This is a genomic window from Corynebacterium sp. HMSC055D05 (assembly GCF_001810365.1).
GTDB lineage: Bacteria > Actinomycetota > Actinomycetes > Mycobacteriales > Mycobacteriaceae > Corynebacterium > Corynebacterium coyleae.
This window is the reverse complement of sequence record NZ_KV801069.1, coordinates 47287-63110: the sequence shown is the minus strand read 5'-3', so window position 1 is coordinate 63110 and position 15824 is coordinate 47287. Positions and strand designations below refer to the sequence as shown.

Below are 15824 nucleotides of genomic sequence, written 5' to 3'. Positions count from 1 at the left end.
CGTCAGCCCGTGATGGAGTTCGTAGCGACGAACCACATCACGGGCTGCATTATTTTCTAAAACTCTGTGTTTTAGAACTCTGCCGGCATGATCATCCAAGCAACGATGTATGCCAACAGGCCCGGCATTACCCCGGCGAGTACCAGCAGGATGAAGACCACGCGAACGAGGGTGGAGTCCACCCCGAAGTATTTCGCGATGCCACCGCATACGCCCGCGATGTACTTATCAGTCATCGACCGTTCAAGTCGTTTCGGAGTGTTACTAAAGTTCTGGGAGCTATTCATATAAGACATGCCTCCATCAAACTCCGCTTCCCTCGCTCCGGCAATGGTTCTGGAAACATGTTGCGATATTTTTACGAACCGTCAGGGGTTCGTGGGTCGGCCGCAATGACATCGTTCAGCCAGGTTTGAAGCACGTCCCTTTGCTCGTCTGTCAGTTGATCAAAGATCAGACGGCGGACGGTTTCGACGTGATCCGGCACTGCAGATTCCAGGCGTGTGAAGCCTTCATCGGTGATAGTCACCAATACGCCGCGCGCATCGCCCGGACACACCTTCTTCGACACCAATCCGCGCTTTTCCATGCGTGTGACCTGGTGCGACGCACGCGAGCGGTCCCATTGCAGCTCGGCACACAGTTCGCGCAGTCGCATTGTCCGTTCTGGGGCTTCGGAAAGCACCACCAGGATTGAGAACTCGGGAGCAGACATGGCTGCGGTTTCCTGCAGCCGCTCATCGATGGCGTTATTTACCTTCTTCGAGGCAGCCAGGATCAGTCGCCAGAGGTGTTGCTCGTCCTCAGTAAGCCAGCGCGGTTGAGTAGCCATAACCGATGATGTTATCCAATCCCCTTATGAATCCCCTTTAAGTCATCCACTGCGTAGGTCCGTGCAGCCGATACGCGGTCGAATCGTTGCGGGAAACACGTGAGCACGAGCACCTGTGAGTGCTTGCCTACCTGGCTAAATAGCGAGTTCATGCGAGCGAGGCGCTCCGGGTCGGTCGCACCCAACGCGTCATCAACAACTACCGGCACAGGAGCACCTGTCCCCTCTCCGGACACCAGGTCTGCGATGGCAAAGCGGGTCAGGATTGCTAACTGCTCCTTGGTGCCTCCCGAGAGTTGATCGAGTGGCACCGTGACGCCATCGACGGTGCGGTCCGTAATCGTCAGGTCATCGCCATAGTTGAAATCTACGCTCGGGCCGAACAGGATTCGGGCACGCTCGCGCACTGCGGCATTAAACGGCGCCGCGTAGCGCGAACGGGCAACGTCGCGGTGGCGGTGCATAGTCTCGCGTAGGAGTTTCACCGCCTCTGCCCGTCGCGTTGCACGGTCAAGGGCGGCTTGGGCGATCTCGAGCTCCGCAGCAGCATGGTCGGCTTGCTCGGCAGTACCGGTGGCCATGTCGATGTATCCGGTGAGCTCGCGGATTCGGTTCTGCGCATCGTTCTTGCGCTTCTCTAGATTGCTCAGACGTGTGGTGGCTCCCTCCAGCAGGGATGCGGCGAATTCGGGATCCGCTTCCGCCAATTCCACCTTTAGCGCGTCAACAACCTGTTGGGATTCGGTTTCGTCTTCACGCGCTTGCTGGAGAGTTTTGTCCAAATCTTCGGCACGTGTTGTTTCCTCCGCACGGGACAGTTCCGCGGCTGCTGCAGAGGCTTCTGCTGTTTTTGCCTCCAGACGGGTCTCCAGGACGGTCAGCGTGTGTGCTGCGGTTTTGTCTGCGTAGGGTTTCAGTGCGGCTTCGGCAGCGTCCACGTCACGTTCTGCGCTAGCGAGCGCCTTTTGCGCCTCGCGCAACGCTTCCTCTGCGTCGGCTTCGTCCGCCTCCGCTACGGCATCGGATGCAGCAGTGTCTTTCAGCGCTGCCGCAAGCTCTTCAGCCTGTGCCGACAGTTTGGTCCGCTCGGCACGCAGTTCGTCGGCGGATGCACCGGCGAGGGTGTCGTCGAGACGCTGGCGCGCCACCTTGAGTTCGGAGGCGTACTCCTGCGTGGCGTCGCGGGTGGCACGGGCCTCATCAACGCTGTCGCAACCGGTGGCGGCAAGTGCATCAGCAAATGCGCGTTCTGCCTTCTCTACGGCGCTTTGGGGATCTGCGGTGCCTTGGGCTGCGCGGAACACCACGCCGAATTCACCCAACTGCAACGTGGAGCCCTCGAAGACCGCGACGGTTTCCGTGCCGTTGATGGGGCGATCATCGCCATCGACAGTGATCGTCGCATTATCTGCGGTGATCTCTAGTTTTGCCGACGATGCGTCGCGCAGGCGACGTTGTAGCGTAACTTCGTTCTCCGCCTGTTCAAGGTCCCGAATGTGTTTGTCAGTGACGTCGCGCTCTGGCGCGTTGGAGAGCAGTTCTTTATATGCCTGCTCTACCGTGCCAATGCGTTCGAGCTGCTCGTCGATGGTCTTGAGGCGACGCTTCGCCCGTGCAAGATCCCGCAAGGTCTCTGCATGTTTGGATGCAGTGCGTGCGTCTGTAAGTCGTGTCTTCGCGCCCTCGACATCCGCAAGAAGGGTTGCTATCTTCTCCCCTTCCTCGTTACGGGCTTTTCGTGCAGGCTCAATCTCTTCACGGAGCTGAGCTTCCTCATGTTTGACCAACTCCACGCGCTTCTTCAGGGCGTTGCGGTCTGCTACATCCTGCTCAGCACGTTTGCGAGTAATCGTCGCTCGCTCGAGGCGCTCCTGGGCGGTAGCTGCCTTATCGCGGACCTGGTTCGCCGCAGCGCTTGCCTGCTCGCGCTCACGCAACTCTTGCTCGGCATCAGGCAGTTCCTTGTCGATGCTGTCGATCTCACTCTTGCGTCGCTCAACCTCATCGACGTACTGCGACAGCTGCTGCACTTCCGCTTCGTGTGTTCGCAGCTTCTCGCGGGCATCCTCTACGGCGGTAAACAACGCCGCATAGGGTGCTTTCTTCTTCGGTGGCTGCGCGTTGGTCCAATATTTTCCGTATTCGGCATCAATGGCGCGGGCGAGGTCTGAATCTTCCTCACCGGTTTCGCCTTCTCCGGCTTCCGCGTCAAGGGCACGAGAGATCGTCGGGATACCGGCAGCAGCGATCGCTGGATCGAGGTCCCCCTGGCGGAGAAACAGCGTCTGAGTAAGCGCTGTATCCAGGTGCTCGTCCAGGATCCGCAAAAGCTCATCGTCGGCTTCGCGGCCGGTGAAGTTAGCGCGGACCGGCGTGTGCACCGTCAGCTCTGATTTCTTTCCCTTGAGCCATCGCTTGCGCACGGTAAACGTGGTGCCGCCAATCGTGGCGTTGAGTTCTACCTCTGGTGATTCGTCACGTCCTGCGGGTGCAAGAGCGCGAATCTTCTTGCCGCCGCCAGTGTGACGCTCGTTGAGTACTGCATCAAGCGCGTCCAAGATGGTCGACTTGCCGGCCTCGTTGCGTCCGTGGACAACGATGACGCCTGTATCCGGCAGGTCACGCAGCTCCAGGTGCTCAATCGCACGAACATTGTCGAGGGTCAGCGAATGGATACGCATGATTAGTGGACCTCCTTAGACAGACGGAACAACAAGTTCACGGCATCGCGCGCTGTAGCCTCATCGCCAGCAACACCTATAAGCTCGCGCATCGCCTCCTTGGCGTAACCCGTCAGCGGCAAATTCTCTAGCTCTTCCTCGTCTGGCTCGAGGTGCAGGCTCATCAACCGCTCCCGCTCGTAGAGAGCGGCAAAGACCGGCTCTAACTCGTCTAACTCTCGTTGCAACGTACGGGTTGCTTCCAGGCCAAGCGTGCCGGAGAGCGCATACTTGATCACAGTCCGATCCTTCGCAGGATAGGCCTTCAGATCGTCGATAACCGCGGCAACATCGTCGGCATCGTTGACCTCCCAGAAGCGTGCTTCGAACGTCCAGGTGCCAACCGGAACCTTCTCAACCTCGACTGTGGATGTCAGACTGTCCTTCTCCACGGTCACGACTAGCGCGTTGCCGGAATCCACTTCCCCGCCCTTCGCGCCAGGTGAACGGTCGAAGTAGTCGGTGGTTTCCGGGGAGCCGGAGAACCACACTCGACCTGAGTCCGACAGTGATTGCGTGGAGTGGGTATCTCCCAACGCCACGTAATCGATCACGCCGCGATCGATTGCCGCATCTAGTTTGGCAATGTCGATAAGCGCCGCCGTCTCCTCGGTGCCATAGCCTTCTGCCTGGCCGTGGCCGACCAAGATGCGCACGTTTTCTGTCGGCTCCAGATTCCGAATCGCCTTCGCGCACAAATCCTCGGAGGCATGCTTGGCCAGCAGTGGCGCACCGACAATCTCCACGCCTTCGCGGACCTCCACGGGCGTGGAGTCTCCCAAGACCGTCACCCCATCAATGTCAGAGGTGAAATTAAAGATGGAATCCGCCACCAACGGATCGTGGTTTCCCGGCAACAGATACACCGGCACCGGGAGATGCCGCAATGCTTCGAGTGCGCGCCCCCGCGTTTCGCGCTTGAGCGAATTGTGTTCGAACACGTCGCCTGCAACCACGATAAATTCAGCTCCGCGCTCTTCGGCGATCTCGCCGAGGCGCGTTACCGCGCGGAGCCGGGCTTCGTTGAAACGCGATTGGGCGTCGGCGGACAGGAACTTCCTTGTCATGCCCAACTGCAGGTCGGAGGTGTGAATGAATGTCGTGCGCGTCATACCCACAACAACTACCACCCCATCACGACACAGCACACAATATACTCGAACATATGAACTATGAACGCGTGAGGTCGTCGTAAAGATCCTCGATATCTGCTACCGCGCGCAATTGGTCGATGTTGGTAAACGACACAGATTGCATCGCACGGTGCAGCAAGTGGATGTCCGAGTCCTCGATCATCGGCGCGATCTTCGGGCGTGGCAGATCGGGCAGGTCGTGGCCATCCCAGAAGTACGGCGAACCCGGCGCGGAGTTCTCGAGCGCCATGTTGTGTGATTCGCGCCGTTTGCGGTCTTCGAGCGCGTTAAGCGTGATGCCACGCATGGAGAGGATGAGGCTCGGGTCGTCGTCGATAAGTTCGGCTGCGCACTGCGCGAGCGCGACAGCGTGCTTGCAAACTTGGGCGTTGTCCGGGCAGTCGCAGTAAAACCGCACCTCGTCGGGTGAGGAGCAGAGCAGGATGTCAAGGACGTCGTCATTGAGTTCCCCGGCACGGAGGCGCTCGAGGGAACCTGCTTCGCGCACAAGCGATCCGATGGCTGTTTCGATGTCTTCGCGGCTGCGGTGTGACAGGACGAGTGTGGTGCGGAAGGGCTCGTTTTGGCTGCCAACAACGTCTGCGTGCATTCCATTAGTTACGGCGGTCAGCCCAAGGACATGCCCGCCGTCGGCGTAGGTGCGGCCGCGTTTGGCGCGCGCGACGTCGGTTTGTCGCACTGCAGCGTTGAATATGCGCATCGCTGGTGCGGATAGCCTGTTGACGCGCGAGGGTTCGCTGGTCTGCGCCCCGGTTTCGGCTGGGCTGGAGACGCGTGTGCGTGCGCCGAAGTTGGCGTAGATGACGTTGTCTTCGCGTGGGCGTTTAGTCATTTTGCCCCCTGTAGCTGATCAGTTGTGCCAGGTCATCGGTGTCGAGTTCGGTGATCCAGCCTTCGCCTTGGCCGACAACTGCGCCTGCAAGTTGGGTTTTGCCGTCGAGGATGTCTTGGATGGATTCTTCCATGGTGCCGCGGGTGATGATTTTGTACACGGTAACGTTTTTGTCTTGTCCGATGCGGAATGCGCGGTCGGTCGCCTGGTTTTCTACGGCTGGGTTCCACCAGCGGTCGAGGTGAATGACCATAGAGGCCGCGGTGAGGTTGAGTCCTGTGCCGCCGGCCTTCAGGCTCAGGATCATGGCGCGCGGGCCGTTTTCAGTTTGGAAATCTTCCACCATCTTGTCGCGCGCGGTTTTGCCCACGCCGCCGTGGAGGAATGGGATCTTCCCGCCGAGGCGCTCCGAAAGGTAGGGCTGGAGGATGTCGCCGAAGGCCTTGTACTGGGTGAAGATCAGGACGCGCTGGTCGGTTTCGATAGCGTTGTCCAGCAGTTCCATGAGTTTTTGTACTTTGCCGGAGCGGTGGACGCCTTTGATGGTGACTGGGGAGCCATCGCCAAGAAAGTGCGCCGGGTGGTTACAAATCTGCTTGATGCGCGTGATGGTGGACAGCACCAGGCCTTTGCGCGCAATGCCTTTTCGGTTCTGCAGTTCTTCCTGCATCGTGTCCACGAGCGCCTTGTACAGTGCGGCTTGCTCGGCTGTCATGTCTACGGCGATGACATGTTCGGCCTTTTCGGGCAGGTCGCTGATAATCGCCGTGTCAGTTTTCAGCCGGCGCATGATAAACGGCGCGGTGAGACGCTGAAGCCGCTCGCTCATCTCGAGCGCGACAGGATCTTCGCTGTGGGCCTCGATGACCTTGGCAAAGTGGTTGCGGAAAAACGACTGGGAGCCAAGCATGCCGGGGTTAACAAAGTCGAGGATGCTACGCAGCTCCGACAGTTTGTTTTCAATCGGCGTGCCGGTCAGCGCGATGCGGTGGCGTGCTGGCAGGGCGCGCACGCTTTTCGACGCCTGCGTGCCCGAATTCTTAATCGCCTGCGCTTCATCCAGCACCACGTGATCCCAACGCACCTTGGCCAGGTCTTTCACGTCGCGGGCAACCGTGCCGTAGGAGGAAATGACAATGTCCGCTTCTTCGGCCGCAGCGAACAACTCGTCACCTTTGAGCCGTCCCGTGCCGTGGTGGACCCGCACCTTAATACCCGGCACGAAGCGGGCTGCTTCGCGCGCCCAGTTGCCCACTACTGAGGTCGGCGCAACCACAAGCGTCGGTCCGGTCTTCCTGCCGTTCGCCTCTTCCACCGCGAGCAGGGACAACAGTTGGAGGGTCTTGCCGAGCCCCATGTCGTCCGCAAGCACAGCCCCAAGGTTGTTGCGGGACATGTAGTACAGCCAGTCCACACCGCGGCGCTGGTACTCGCGCAGCTCGGCGTTGACAGTCTCAGGGACCTCTACGCGCTCAGGCGCGGGGCGGTCGGTGCCGCCGACAAGCGAGGTAAACCAGGGTGAGCCGGTAAACGCGATCGGGCTATCGTCGCCAGTTTCCAAGGCGAGCTGACGCAGCTCCGCAGCGGAGACCACACCCTCGCCCTGCGCTTCTTTTAGCCGTTCGTACTCCGCGCGAGCCGCACGTGCGATCTCTGCAAGTTGTTCGGCATCTTCGCTGCCACCGGCTTCTGCAAGACGCGCGTGGATCTCGGCGGCTTCCGCCTCGGCGAGCGCGTTCTTCAGCGTGCTTTCCTTGAGCTTGTTCAGATACTTCGCGGACTTAGACAGATGCTTGGTATCGGCCAGCACCCACTCCCCGCGCAGTTTGATCAGCCCGGTTTTGGAGCGCGCAAGTTCCGCCATCTCATCGTCAGTCAATTCCACTCCGCCGATGGAAAGGCGCCAGTCGTACTTGACCAGCGTGTCAAAGCCCATGCGAGTGACCGTGGCGGAATCGTGCGGGTCCTCGTGACGGGCAAGCTTCAGTTGCGACGACGTCTCCGCCGTCGCCCACGTTCGCGGCAGCATGACGACGAAGCCTTCCGCACGCAACTTGGGCGCAACGTTTTGGACGAACTCGACGATCTGATCAGCCGTAAGCAGCACATCCCAATCACCGTCAGTACGCCCTTGGGCACCATGCAGTGAGGGATCGAGCAGCTCCGACACTGCGATCGCGGAGCGCAACTGGCCACGAAGGTGATCCGCCGACGCGCTATCAAAATCCGCCATGCGAACCGGGCGGGGTGAATCCGCCTGCGAGCGGACCTGGATCCGCACCGGCCACAACGGCTCCGCTGCAGCGGCGTCACTGTTGCTACTGCCGTCGCCGTCGCGGTCGTCGTCAAGATCTGTCATCGGCTCTTGCGGGTCTTCAGCAATGAAGACCAGCTGCAGATTCGCGGCGGTGATCGTGCCGTTCCAATCACCGACCTGCTGCGCCAGGCTCGGTCCGCCGCGACGAAGTGGAGTATCGAACATCAGCGACAGCACAAAGTCGTGGCGTGGAAACGGACGCCCGGCTTCTGACGTCGCAGTATCACGCAGACGAGTCGAGGCAATCCAGTGCGTAAATGTCGTCGCACAATCCTCGCTTAACTTGTGGTTATTGGCCGTGAGCACGCCCGGCGCTGCGGCGATCATCTCCGCGAGCCAGCCACGCTCCTCAAGACCTGTGCCCAACTGCCACTGTGCAAACCACTGGTTCTCCCGGTACGGCACATGGATCGACACCCGCCCGGCGCGGATGAACTTGGTCAACCCCGCATACATACGAATGAGCCAATACAGGTCAGGTGCGATCGATTGGCGCTGCGACGGGGTTGCTGCCGGTGATGGCCCGTCGAGATGCGCGATGCTCTCCAAGAACCTGATCGCATCCTCGGGCGCGAACTTTGCCACCGGAGCACGCAGTGTTACTTGGCGGCCTTTCGGAGTTTGCAGGAGCAGGATTTCTCGATGACGGAACCGGGAATCGTCGAGAAGCGAATGCACAATTGGCGGAAAAGTCCCCTCCGGAATTTGGCCAATCGTCACAATTTTGTGGCCTTCTACCTGCTCAGCCCAAATGACAAGTCCAGCGTCGGACGTCCAGAGCCCGTGCAAAACGTATTTAGGCATACCCACCCTTATACCCCCCACCCCGAAATTGACCCCTAAAAGTTTTTAAGGATTATGTGCAACGTAGAGCACCCTTACGTTAAAGTGTGGCGAACGTTACAAGAAGATTGGAGAAACTATGTCAGAGAGTTTCTGGCTTGTCCTCGCGATCGTCCTCTACTTCGGTGTCATGGTAGCCATCGGATTCTACTCATGGCTACAGACCGAGAAGTACGACGACTACGTACTAGGCGACCGTGGCCTCAATCCGTTCGTCGCGGCGCTTTCTGCCGGTGCTTCGGACATGTCCGGCTGGCTGCTGATGGGCCTGCCCGGCGCGCTGTTCGTCTCCGGCCTCAGTGAGCTCTGGATCGCCATCGGCCTCTTCCTTGGCACGTGGGCGAACTGGAAGTGGGTCGCACCCCGCATGCGCGCCTACACAGAAGTGTCCAACGACTCGATCACGCTGCCGAGCTTCTTCGAAAACCGCACGCACGACCAGTCTCGCGCGCTGCGTTTCACCTCCGCAGTGATCATCATCGTTTTCTTCACGTTCTACGTCTCCTCCGGCATGGTCGCCGGTGGCCGTTACTACGAGTCCACCTTCGACGGTGACTACCTGACCGGTGTGTTGATCGTCGGTTCTGTCACCGTGCTCTACACCTTCATCGGCGGCTTCCTGGCTGTGAGCTACACCGACGCTGTTCAGGGCACCCTGATGTTCCTGGCTCTGTTGATCGTGCCGGTGCTCGCTCTGTTCTCGCTCAATAGCCCGTCCGACGTTCTCTCGTGGGCGACCTCCCAGCCGTACGGCCCGTGGGAGAACGGCAACCCGAACTACTTCAACATGATCGCTGGCGTGTCCGTGGCAACGATCATCGGCAACCTGGCGTGGGGTCTTGGCTACTTCGGCCAACCCCACATTGTCACCCGCTTCATGGCGTTGCGCTCCCCGGCACAAGCCAAAACTGCTCGCCGCACGGGCAGCATCTGGGTATTCATCTGCTTCGCAGGTGCAACACTCACCGCCCTGGTGGGCACCGCCTACTTCGGCCAGAAGTCCGCATCGGTGACCGACCAGTCCGGCTTTGAAACGGTCTTCCTCGACCTGGCTCGCATCATGTTCCACCCGCTGATCGCAGGTATCGTGCTCACCGCTGTGCTGGCAGCGATTATGTCCACGATGTCCTCGCAGCTCCTGGTGACCTCCTCGGCGCTGATCGAGGACCTCTACCGCATCTTTAAGAAGAACCCGAACCACACCACCCTGCTCGTGCTCTCGCGCACGATGGTCATCGTGGTCGCCGCGATTGGCATGGTCATGGCGCTCAACCCGTCCGACACGATTCTGGGCCTTGTCGGTTTCGCATGGGCCGGCTTTGGTGCCTCCTTCGGCCCGGTAATCCTGGCGTCGCTGTACTGGCGCAAGCTCACCGCGCCGGGCGCACTGGCCGGCATGATCGTCGGTGCTGTCACCGTGTTTGTGTGGGGTACCTACCTCAGCGACATCATCTACGAGATCGTCCCGGGCGTCGCCTTTGCCACCATCGCCATGGTCGGCGTGTCCCTGGCTACCCGCCCGAAGGAGGGCGTGGCAGAAGAGTTCAACCAGGCTATCGCTGCTACCGACTACGCCCTTGCTCACCCAGACGCGACCTTCCAGGAGGCCCTCGAGGCAACCCGTGGGAACCAGGCAGGCTCAACCGCCGTCTAAGGAGGTATGCGTACCTACCTGACAATCCTGGTGATTCTCACCCTCGCGATCGTGCCGTTTCCCACGGCACGATCGCGTTTTTCTATCCCGACTCTCCCTCAGCGCGCGACCGTGCTGGGCTACGACCGCACCGCGTTTGGCCCCGGCTGGGCCATTGATGGCACCGGGTGCACGACACGCGAGCGCATCGTGGTCCGCGACCTCGACGGCGCGCAATGCTCACCGGATATGCTGCCCGTCGCCCAAGCGCGTGCCGGAGCCACCGCTACCGGTGTCGACCCTTTTACCGGGGACGTGATGCGTCGCGAAGACATCGAGGTCGACCACATCCTCCCTGTTTCCGCCGCCTGGGACCTCGGCGCGCACCGTTGGGACGACGCCACCCGCATCGCGTTCTACAACGACCCGCTCAACCTCATCGCCGTATCTTCCGCAGCGAACCAGGCCAAGTCCGACAAACTGCCCTCCGAGTGGATGCCGCCGAATCGCCGAGCCCGCTGCGCCTACGGCACCCGCATCGTGGAGGTGGCCACCCAATACCGCCTTCCGCTACCGGCAGAAGACGTGAAGGTGATCAAACGTGCATGTTCTGGCGTTATGGGACTCGTCGCCAATCAACAACTGTGAGGTAGAGTAGCGCCACATGAATACATTGCTTGTCTTCCTGCACGTGGCCTCTGCCATTTTGCTGCTCGGCCCAGTTGTCGTTTCCGCCTCCATGTTCCCTCGCCAGGCTGAAGAAGCCCGTAACGGTGGCGAAGAAGCGATGGGGCGCGCGTCGGTGCTTTACCGCATCACGAAGACCTACGGCTTGCTTTCTGCGCTTGTTCCGCTGCTCGGCGGCGTTGTCATGTTTGCAGATTGGGCGAGCTACAGCACCAACTACTGGCTGCACTCGGCCATTATCCTGTCCGTGATCGCATGGGCGATCCTGCTGGCTATGGTGATCCCGCAGCAGCGCAAGATGCTGGGCACGATCGGGGCGCTCTCTCCTGATGAGGCCGATCCGACTGATGTCACCGAGGACTTTGAGAAGTCCAAGGCGAAGGCCAACGCTGGTGCCGGCGTGTTCAACGTGCTGTGGGTTCTGGTGCTTGTCCTGATGTTCCTGCCGACGGACCTGTTCTAAACCTCCTCGACACAAGCAATCGCCCCGCATCCGTACTGCGCGGATCCGGGGCGATTTTCATGTGCGCAGGTTAGAGAAACTGCATCGCAACAGGGACGGCGGCGATCAAGATAGAGACGATGATACCGATGATCTCGCCGGTAGACAGCGAGCTACTGCTTGTCGACGACCCCTTTTCCCCCTGGACATCCTGCTGCGCACCCGGCGGGGTGCCTGCCTGGTTGTCCTGTTGGGCGCCTGGATGCCCAGGCACTGGGGCCGGGGCTGGCTTCGTTGGCAGATTCGGCACAGCAATCGGCGGGCGTGTAGTGCCTGGTGTTCCGGGGGTGCCCTCAAACATACTGGTGTCCAGCCCGCCTGCCTTGGCAAAATCAATCTGGAACTGACGATCCGACAGCGTCTCGCCGTCGTGGATTGACGCGGCCCAGCCCACCGGTTTGCCCGTTTGCCTCTTCCCGCCAATCACGATCGAAGGTGCTTTGGCCTCTCCTAGTGCCGCAGCCGACATCACACCGAGGAAGCCCCGTCCCGGTACCCACACTGGTCCGCCGGAATCGCCCTGCTGCCAGCCTTCGAGCTGCACGCCAAAGGATTCCGCAGACCATCCGGCAAACGTGCCGCATAAGATGTTGCGTGTGCCCATGTGGCTGGTTTCGCCGTGTGAGCAGACCTCGTCGCCGATCTTCACGTCGTTCTTGGTCAGCACCTTGTCGCCGGAATACGAGTTACCGGCAATTGCCACACCGGCGTCCCATTCGATCCAGCCCCAGTCGTTGTAAGGCAGGCGGGTGAAGTTCTTTGATGGGTGGAACGTGCCCATCTCTTCGCTAAATTCCATTGTCGCGCGGTCCATGAGGGACACACGCGCGCCCTCGCTGCCGCAGTGTGCAGCGGTGTAGCTCTTTCGGTTTGCCACATCGTTATAGCCGATGGTGCAGGCCCCGTGGCCCTCGATGTAGATGGCCTTGCCTTGCTCGACAACGGTCGGCGTTGCCGCGGTTGCAACCGCTGGGCTCAGCACCAGCGCGGCTGCACCAGCGGCGGCTACGAGGCTACGGATCTCGGTGTTCGCAGTGGCGGCGAATCCCAATTTTCTCATTTGTATGACTTTCCTATGGCATGGGTGACGCGCATTAGACTACCTGCGCACACCGCATCACGCAGGCAAATTCCACGTTCAATCGCGCGGCGAAACACCTAGCCGTAGTGCAGCGACGCAGGACCATGAAAGCCAAGCCCGGTGAACAGGCGCAAGATGGCGTCGATAACCGCCCGGATCCCCTCAGCGACAGGACCAGTCAGCCCCGGTAGGAACGTGTTCTGCGCCCACAGTCCGACAAGGCGCGCATCTGGTACCGGCGGACCGTCCTGCGGCACGACCCCGACGACGAAGTTCTTGCCTTGCACGAGCGGCAACTGACGCGAGGTCCACATGCTGGAAACCACTCCAACGAAACCACGACCGGGCACCCACATGGGTCCGCCCGAATCACCGGGGCGAGTCAAAGGTGCGTTAAGGAGAAACGTGTTATCCGCCGACCCGCCAAAAGAACCGCAGGTGCGTCCGCCACCCGCATGCGAGGTTCGACCGAAGTAGCACACAGTCTCACCCATTCGAATGTCGTTGGGGTGCACCCAGGCATCGCCTGTGATGCGGTTGCCGTCAAGGCGCACACCTGGGTCCCACTGGATTGCAGCCCAGTCGTTACCCAGGTGGCCGTCGTACGCCCGCGAACGGTACAAGGTGCCCACTGCCCCGCTGCGTGCATTGGTAGCGGGGTCGACGATTTCCACTCGTGCTCCGTTCCGTCCGCAGTGCGCCGCAACAAAACTGCGGTGACGTGCCGGATCGTTGTAACCCACCGTGCACACACCGGTGCCATGCACCACTACAGATCCACCCTGCGTGACAGTGCGGGTTTGCGCTGACGCCTCCACTGGAAGCACCCCAACCCCAGCGACGAGCGCAATCACGAATGCAGCGATGGTGGACAACAAGCGCGGTTGAAGCATGAAGGCGTGCTCTCTTTACAAAACAAAAACGGGGCCACCCCGGCCGGGCAAATGCTTTCCACACTGTACCCGGTACCAAGGTGGCCCCGTGCCGTTGACGCGCTAAGAACTAGTCGCGATATCCACCGCGATCCCGGTCGCCACGGCCACGGCCGCCGTAACCGCGGTCATCACGGTCGCGCCCGCCACGGTATCCACCGCGGTCACGGTCACCGCGACCACGGCCGCCGTACCCACGATCGTCACGGTCGCGCCCACCGCGGTAGCCGCCACGGCCACGGCCGCCACGATCACGCGGCGGTGCACCATGGTCACGCTGGATGTTGATCAGCTGACCGGAAATGCGGGTGTCTTCCAGACGGTCCAGCACAGCGCGGTCAAGGTTCTTCGGCAGTTCCACCAGGGTGAAGTCACCGCCGATGGTGATGCGACCGAAGTCCTTGGAGCTCAGGCCGCCCTCGTTGGCCAGGGCACCCACGATGGCACCCGGGCGCACGTGTTGGCGCTTACCCACGTCGAGACGGTAGGTATCAAAGTTCTCGCTGTCACCACGACGGCCACGACCACCACGCTCGCCACGATCGAAGCGGTCACGGCCACGACGGTCGTCACGGTCGAAACGATCGCGGTCACGACGATCACGACGGTCACGCTTGTCGCGCGGTGGTTCCTTCATCAGGAACTCGTCGCCAGCCAGCGCCTGGGTAGCAAGCGCTGCAGCGATGTCATCCATCGGCACGTTGTTGGTCGCGGAGTACTCGCGCACCATGGTCTTGAAAATCTGCAGATCAGAAGCTTCAAGCGACTCGGTAATCGAGTCCATGAACTTGGTCTTGCGGCTCTCGTTGACCTCGTCAACAGTCGGCAGTTCCATCTCTTCGATGGTCGCGTTGGTCACACGCTCGATCGAGCGCAGCATGCGGCGCTCACGCGGGGTGACGAACAGGATCGCCTCGCCGGTACGGCCTGCACGGCCGGTGCGGCCGATGCGGTGGACGTACGACTCCGTATCGTTCGGGATGTCGTAGTTCAGCACGTGCGAGATGCGCTCGACGTCCAGGCCGCGGGCTGCGACGTCGGTGGCCACGAGGATGTCCAGGCGGCCGTCGCGAAGCTGATCCACCGTGCGCTCGCGCTGCTGCTGCGGAATATCGCCGTTAATGGCAGCGGCGGAGAAACCGCGTGCGCGCAGCTTCTCTGCAACGTCCTCGGTCTCGTTCTTGGTGCGAACGAACACGATCATCGCTTCAAACTCGGTCACCTCAAGAATGCGGGTGATCGCGTCGAGCTTGTTGCGGTGCGCCGTAAACAGGTAGCGCTGGGTGATGTTCGTGTTGGTGCGGGTCTCCGACTTAACGGTGACCTCTTCCGGATTGTTCAGGTAGTCGCGCGAAATCTTGCGGATCGCGTTCGGCATCGTCGCCGAGAACAGCGCAACCTGCTTCTCATCCGGGGTGTCCTCGAGGATGCGCTCGACATCCTCCTGGAAGCCCATGTTCAGCATCTCGTCTGCCTCGTCGAGCACGAGGAAGCGCAGGTTGGAGATGTCCAGCGAGCCCTTCTCCAGGTGGTCGATGACGCGACCCGGCGTACCGACGATCACCTGTGCGCCACGGCGCAGCCCCGAGAGCTGAATGCCGTAGGCCTGGCCGCCGTAGATCGGCAGCACGTTGATGCCGCCCAGGTGATCGGCAAACGATTGGAAGGAGTCCGACACCTGCAGTGCCAGCTCACGCGTCGGGGCGAGCACAAGTGCCTGCGGGTGACGCTTCTTGGGATCAATTTGGGACAGCACCGGCAGCGCGAATGCTGCGGTCTTACCCGTACCCGTCTGTGCCAGGCCGACGACGTCGCGGCCTTCCATCAGCAGCGGGATGGTCTGTGCCTGAATCGGCGAGGGCTGCTCGAAACCGACGCGCTTGACGGCCTCCACAACCTTGTCTGGCAGGCCGAGGGTTTCAAAGCCGTTCTCCGGCTTTACCTCTTCTGCCTTTTCCTCTGCGGTATCTGCAGCGTTATCGCCGTTGTCGGACTCTTCGTCCGTATCCGCGATCTTTACCACGTTGTCTTCAATTTCAATGGCCGCTTCTTCTTGTGCGGCGCCGGTTACCTCAGAAATCTCCGCATCCCTGGTGTCCTCTACTACGGCCTCAACAATCTCGGCCGCGACATCCTGCGGGTTTTCCTGATTTTCCGACACATTCATATCCGGCTCGTTCTCGCCGCCGGTGGCGTTTTCGGAAATGCTCATCGCCTGCCAACACTACGGCATTACCCCCTCAATCTGCTATTTCAACGGTTTTTAAAGAATCAAACCCGCTTTTTCTCAG

Annotated in this window: 12 protein-coding genes; 3 read left to right on the top strand and 9 right to left on the bottom strand. The window is 60.7% G+C overall.

Translation table 11 applies throughout. The features are described from left to right. Positions 1-71: 71 nt before the first annotated feature. The 6 genes from HMPREF2734_RS05620 to HMPREF2734_RS05595 form a co-directional block, all read right to left on the bottom strand. Positions 72-287, bottom strand: a complete 216-nt coding sequence (locus tag HMPREF2734_RS05620) for a PspC domain-containing protein (RefSeq protein ID WP_070421825.1) — start codon at positions 285-287, stop codon at positions 72-74. Between the two features lie 71 nt (positions 288-358). Further along, entirely contained in the window at positions 359-832 is a 474-nt protein-coding gene (locus HMPREF2734_RS05615; protein WP_070569867.1) for a MarR family winged helix-turn-helix transcriptional regulator, read from the bottom strand. An 11-nt stretch (positions 833-843) separates the two neighbouring features. Next, the gene (locus HMPREF2734_RS05610) at positions 844-3513 is read right to left on the bottom strand and encodes an AAA family ATPase (RefSeq protein ID WP_070569865.1); all 2670 of its coding nucleotides are present in this window, start codon (positions 3511-3513) and stop codon (positions 844-846) included. A gap of 2 nt (positions 3514-3515) precedes the next feature. Further along, on the bottom strand, positions 3516-4664 hold the full coding sequence (locus tag HMPREF2734_RS05605; protein ID WP_070569862.1) for a metallophosphoesterase family protein: 1149 nt from the start codon (positions 4662-4664) through the stop codon (positions 3516-3518). A gap of 58 nt (positions 4665-4722) precedes the next feature. Then, positions 4723-5538, bottom strand: a complete 816-nt coding sequence (locus HMPREF2734_RS05600; RefSeq protein WP_070569860.1) for an SWIM zinc finger family protein — start codon at positions 5536-5538, stop codon at positions 4723-4725. Then, positions 5531-8659, bottom strand: coding sequence for a DEAD/DEAH box helicase (locus HMPREF2734_RS05595; RefSeq protein ID WP_070569855.1), 3129 nt, complete (start codon positions 8657-8659; stop codon positions 5531-5533). The genes HMPREF2734_RS05600 and HMPREF2734_RS05595 overlap by 8 nt, the downstream gene beginning before the upstream one ends. A gap of 118 nt (positions 8660-8777) precedes the next feature. Between HMPREF2734_RS05595 and putP the strand changes: the two genes are divergently transcribed. The 3 genes from putP to HMPREF2734_RS05580 are packed head-to-tail and all read left to right on the top strand — an operon-like array spanning position 8778 to position 11481. Continuing rightward, positions 8778-10352, top strand: coding sequence for a sodium/proline symporter PutP (putP, locus tag HMPREF2734_RS05590; protein ID WP_070569853.1), 1575 nt, complete (start codon positions 8778-8780; stop codon positions 10350-10352). Between the two features lie 6 nt (positions 10353-10358). Next, positions 10359-10979 carry an HNH endonuclease family protein gene (locus HMPREF2734_RS05585; protein WP_070569851.1) on the top strand — a complete coding sequence of 207 codons (621 nt, stop codon included), beginning with the start codon at positions 10359-10361 and terminating at the stop codon, positions 10977-10979. A gap of 16 nt (positions 10980-10995) precedes the next feature. Continuing rightward, a complete protein-coding gene (locus HMPREF2734_RS05580) occupies positions 10996-11481 on the top strand; it encodes a DUF2269 family protein (RefSeq protein ID WP_070421817.1) in 486 nt (161 codons plus the stop codon). Between the two features lie 70 nt (positions 11482-11551). On the opposite strand, the gene HMPREF2734_RS05575 is transcribed toward HMPREF2734_RS05580, so the two are convergent. From HMPREF2734_RS05575 to HMPREF2734_RS05565, 3 genes are all read right to left on the bottom strand, one after another. Beyond that, positions 11552-12580 (bottom strand): chymotrypsin family serine protease, encoded by a 1029-nt coding sequence (locus HMPREF2734_RS05575; RefSeq protein WP_070569849.1) that lies wholly within the window; start codon positions 12578-12580, stop codon positions 11552-11554. Positions 12581-12678: 98 nt separating this feature from the next. After that, positions 12679-13494 carry a chymotrypsin family serine protease gene (locus HMPREF2734_RS05570; RefSeq protein ID WP_070569847.1) on the bottom strand — a complete coding sequence of 272 codons (816 nt, stop codon included), beginning with the start codon at positions 13492-13494 and terminating at the stop codon, positions 12679-12681. A gap of 109 nt (positions 13495-13603) precedes the next feature. Next, complete coding sequence (locus HMPREF2734_RS05565) at positions 13604-15745, bottom strand: DEAD/DEAH box helicase (RefSeq protein WP_070569845.1); 2142 nt, start codon at positions 15743-15745, stop codon at positions 13604-13606. Positions 15746-15824 lie beyond the last annotated feature (79 nt).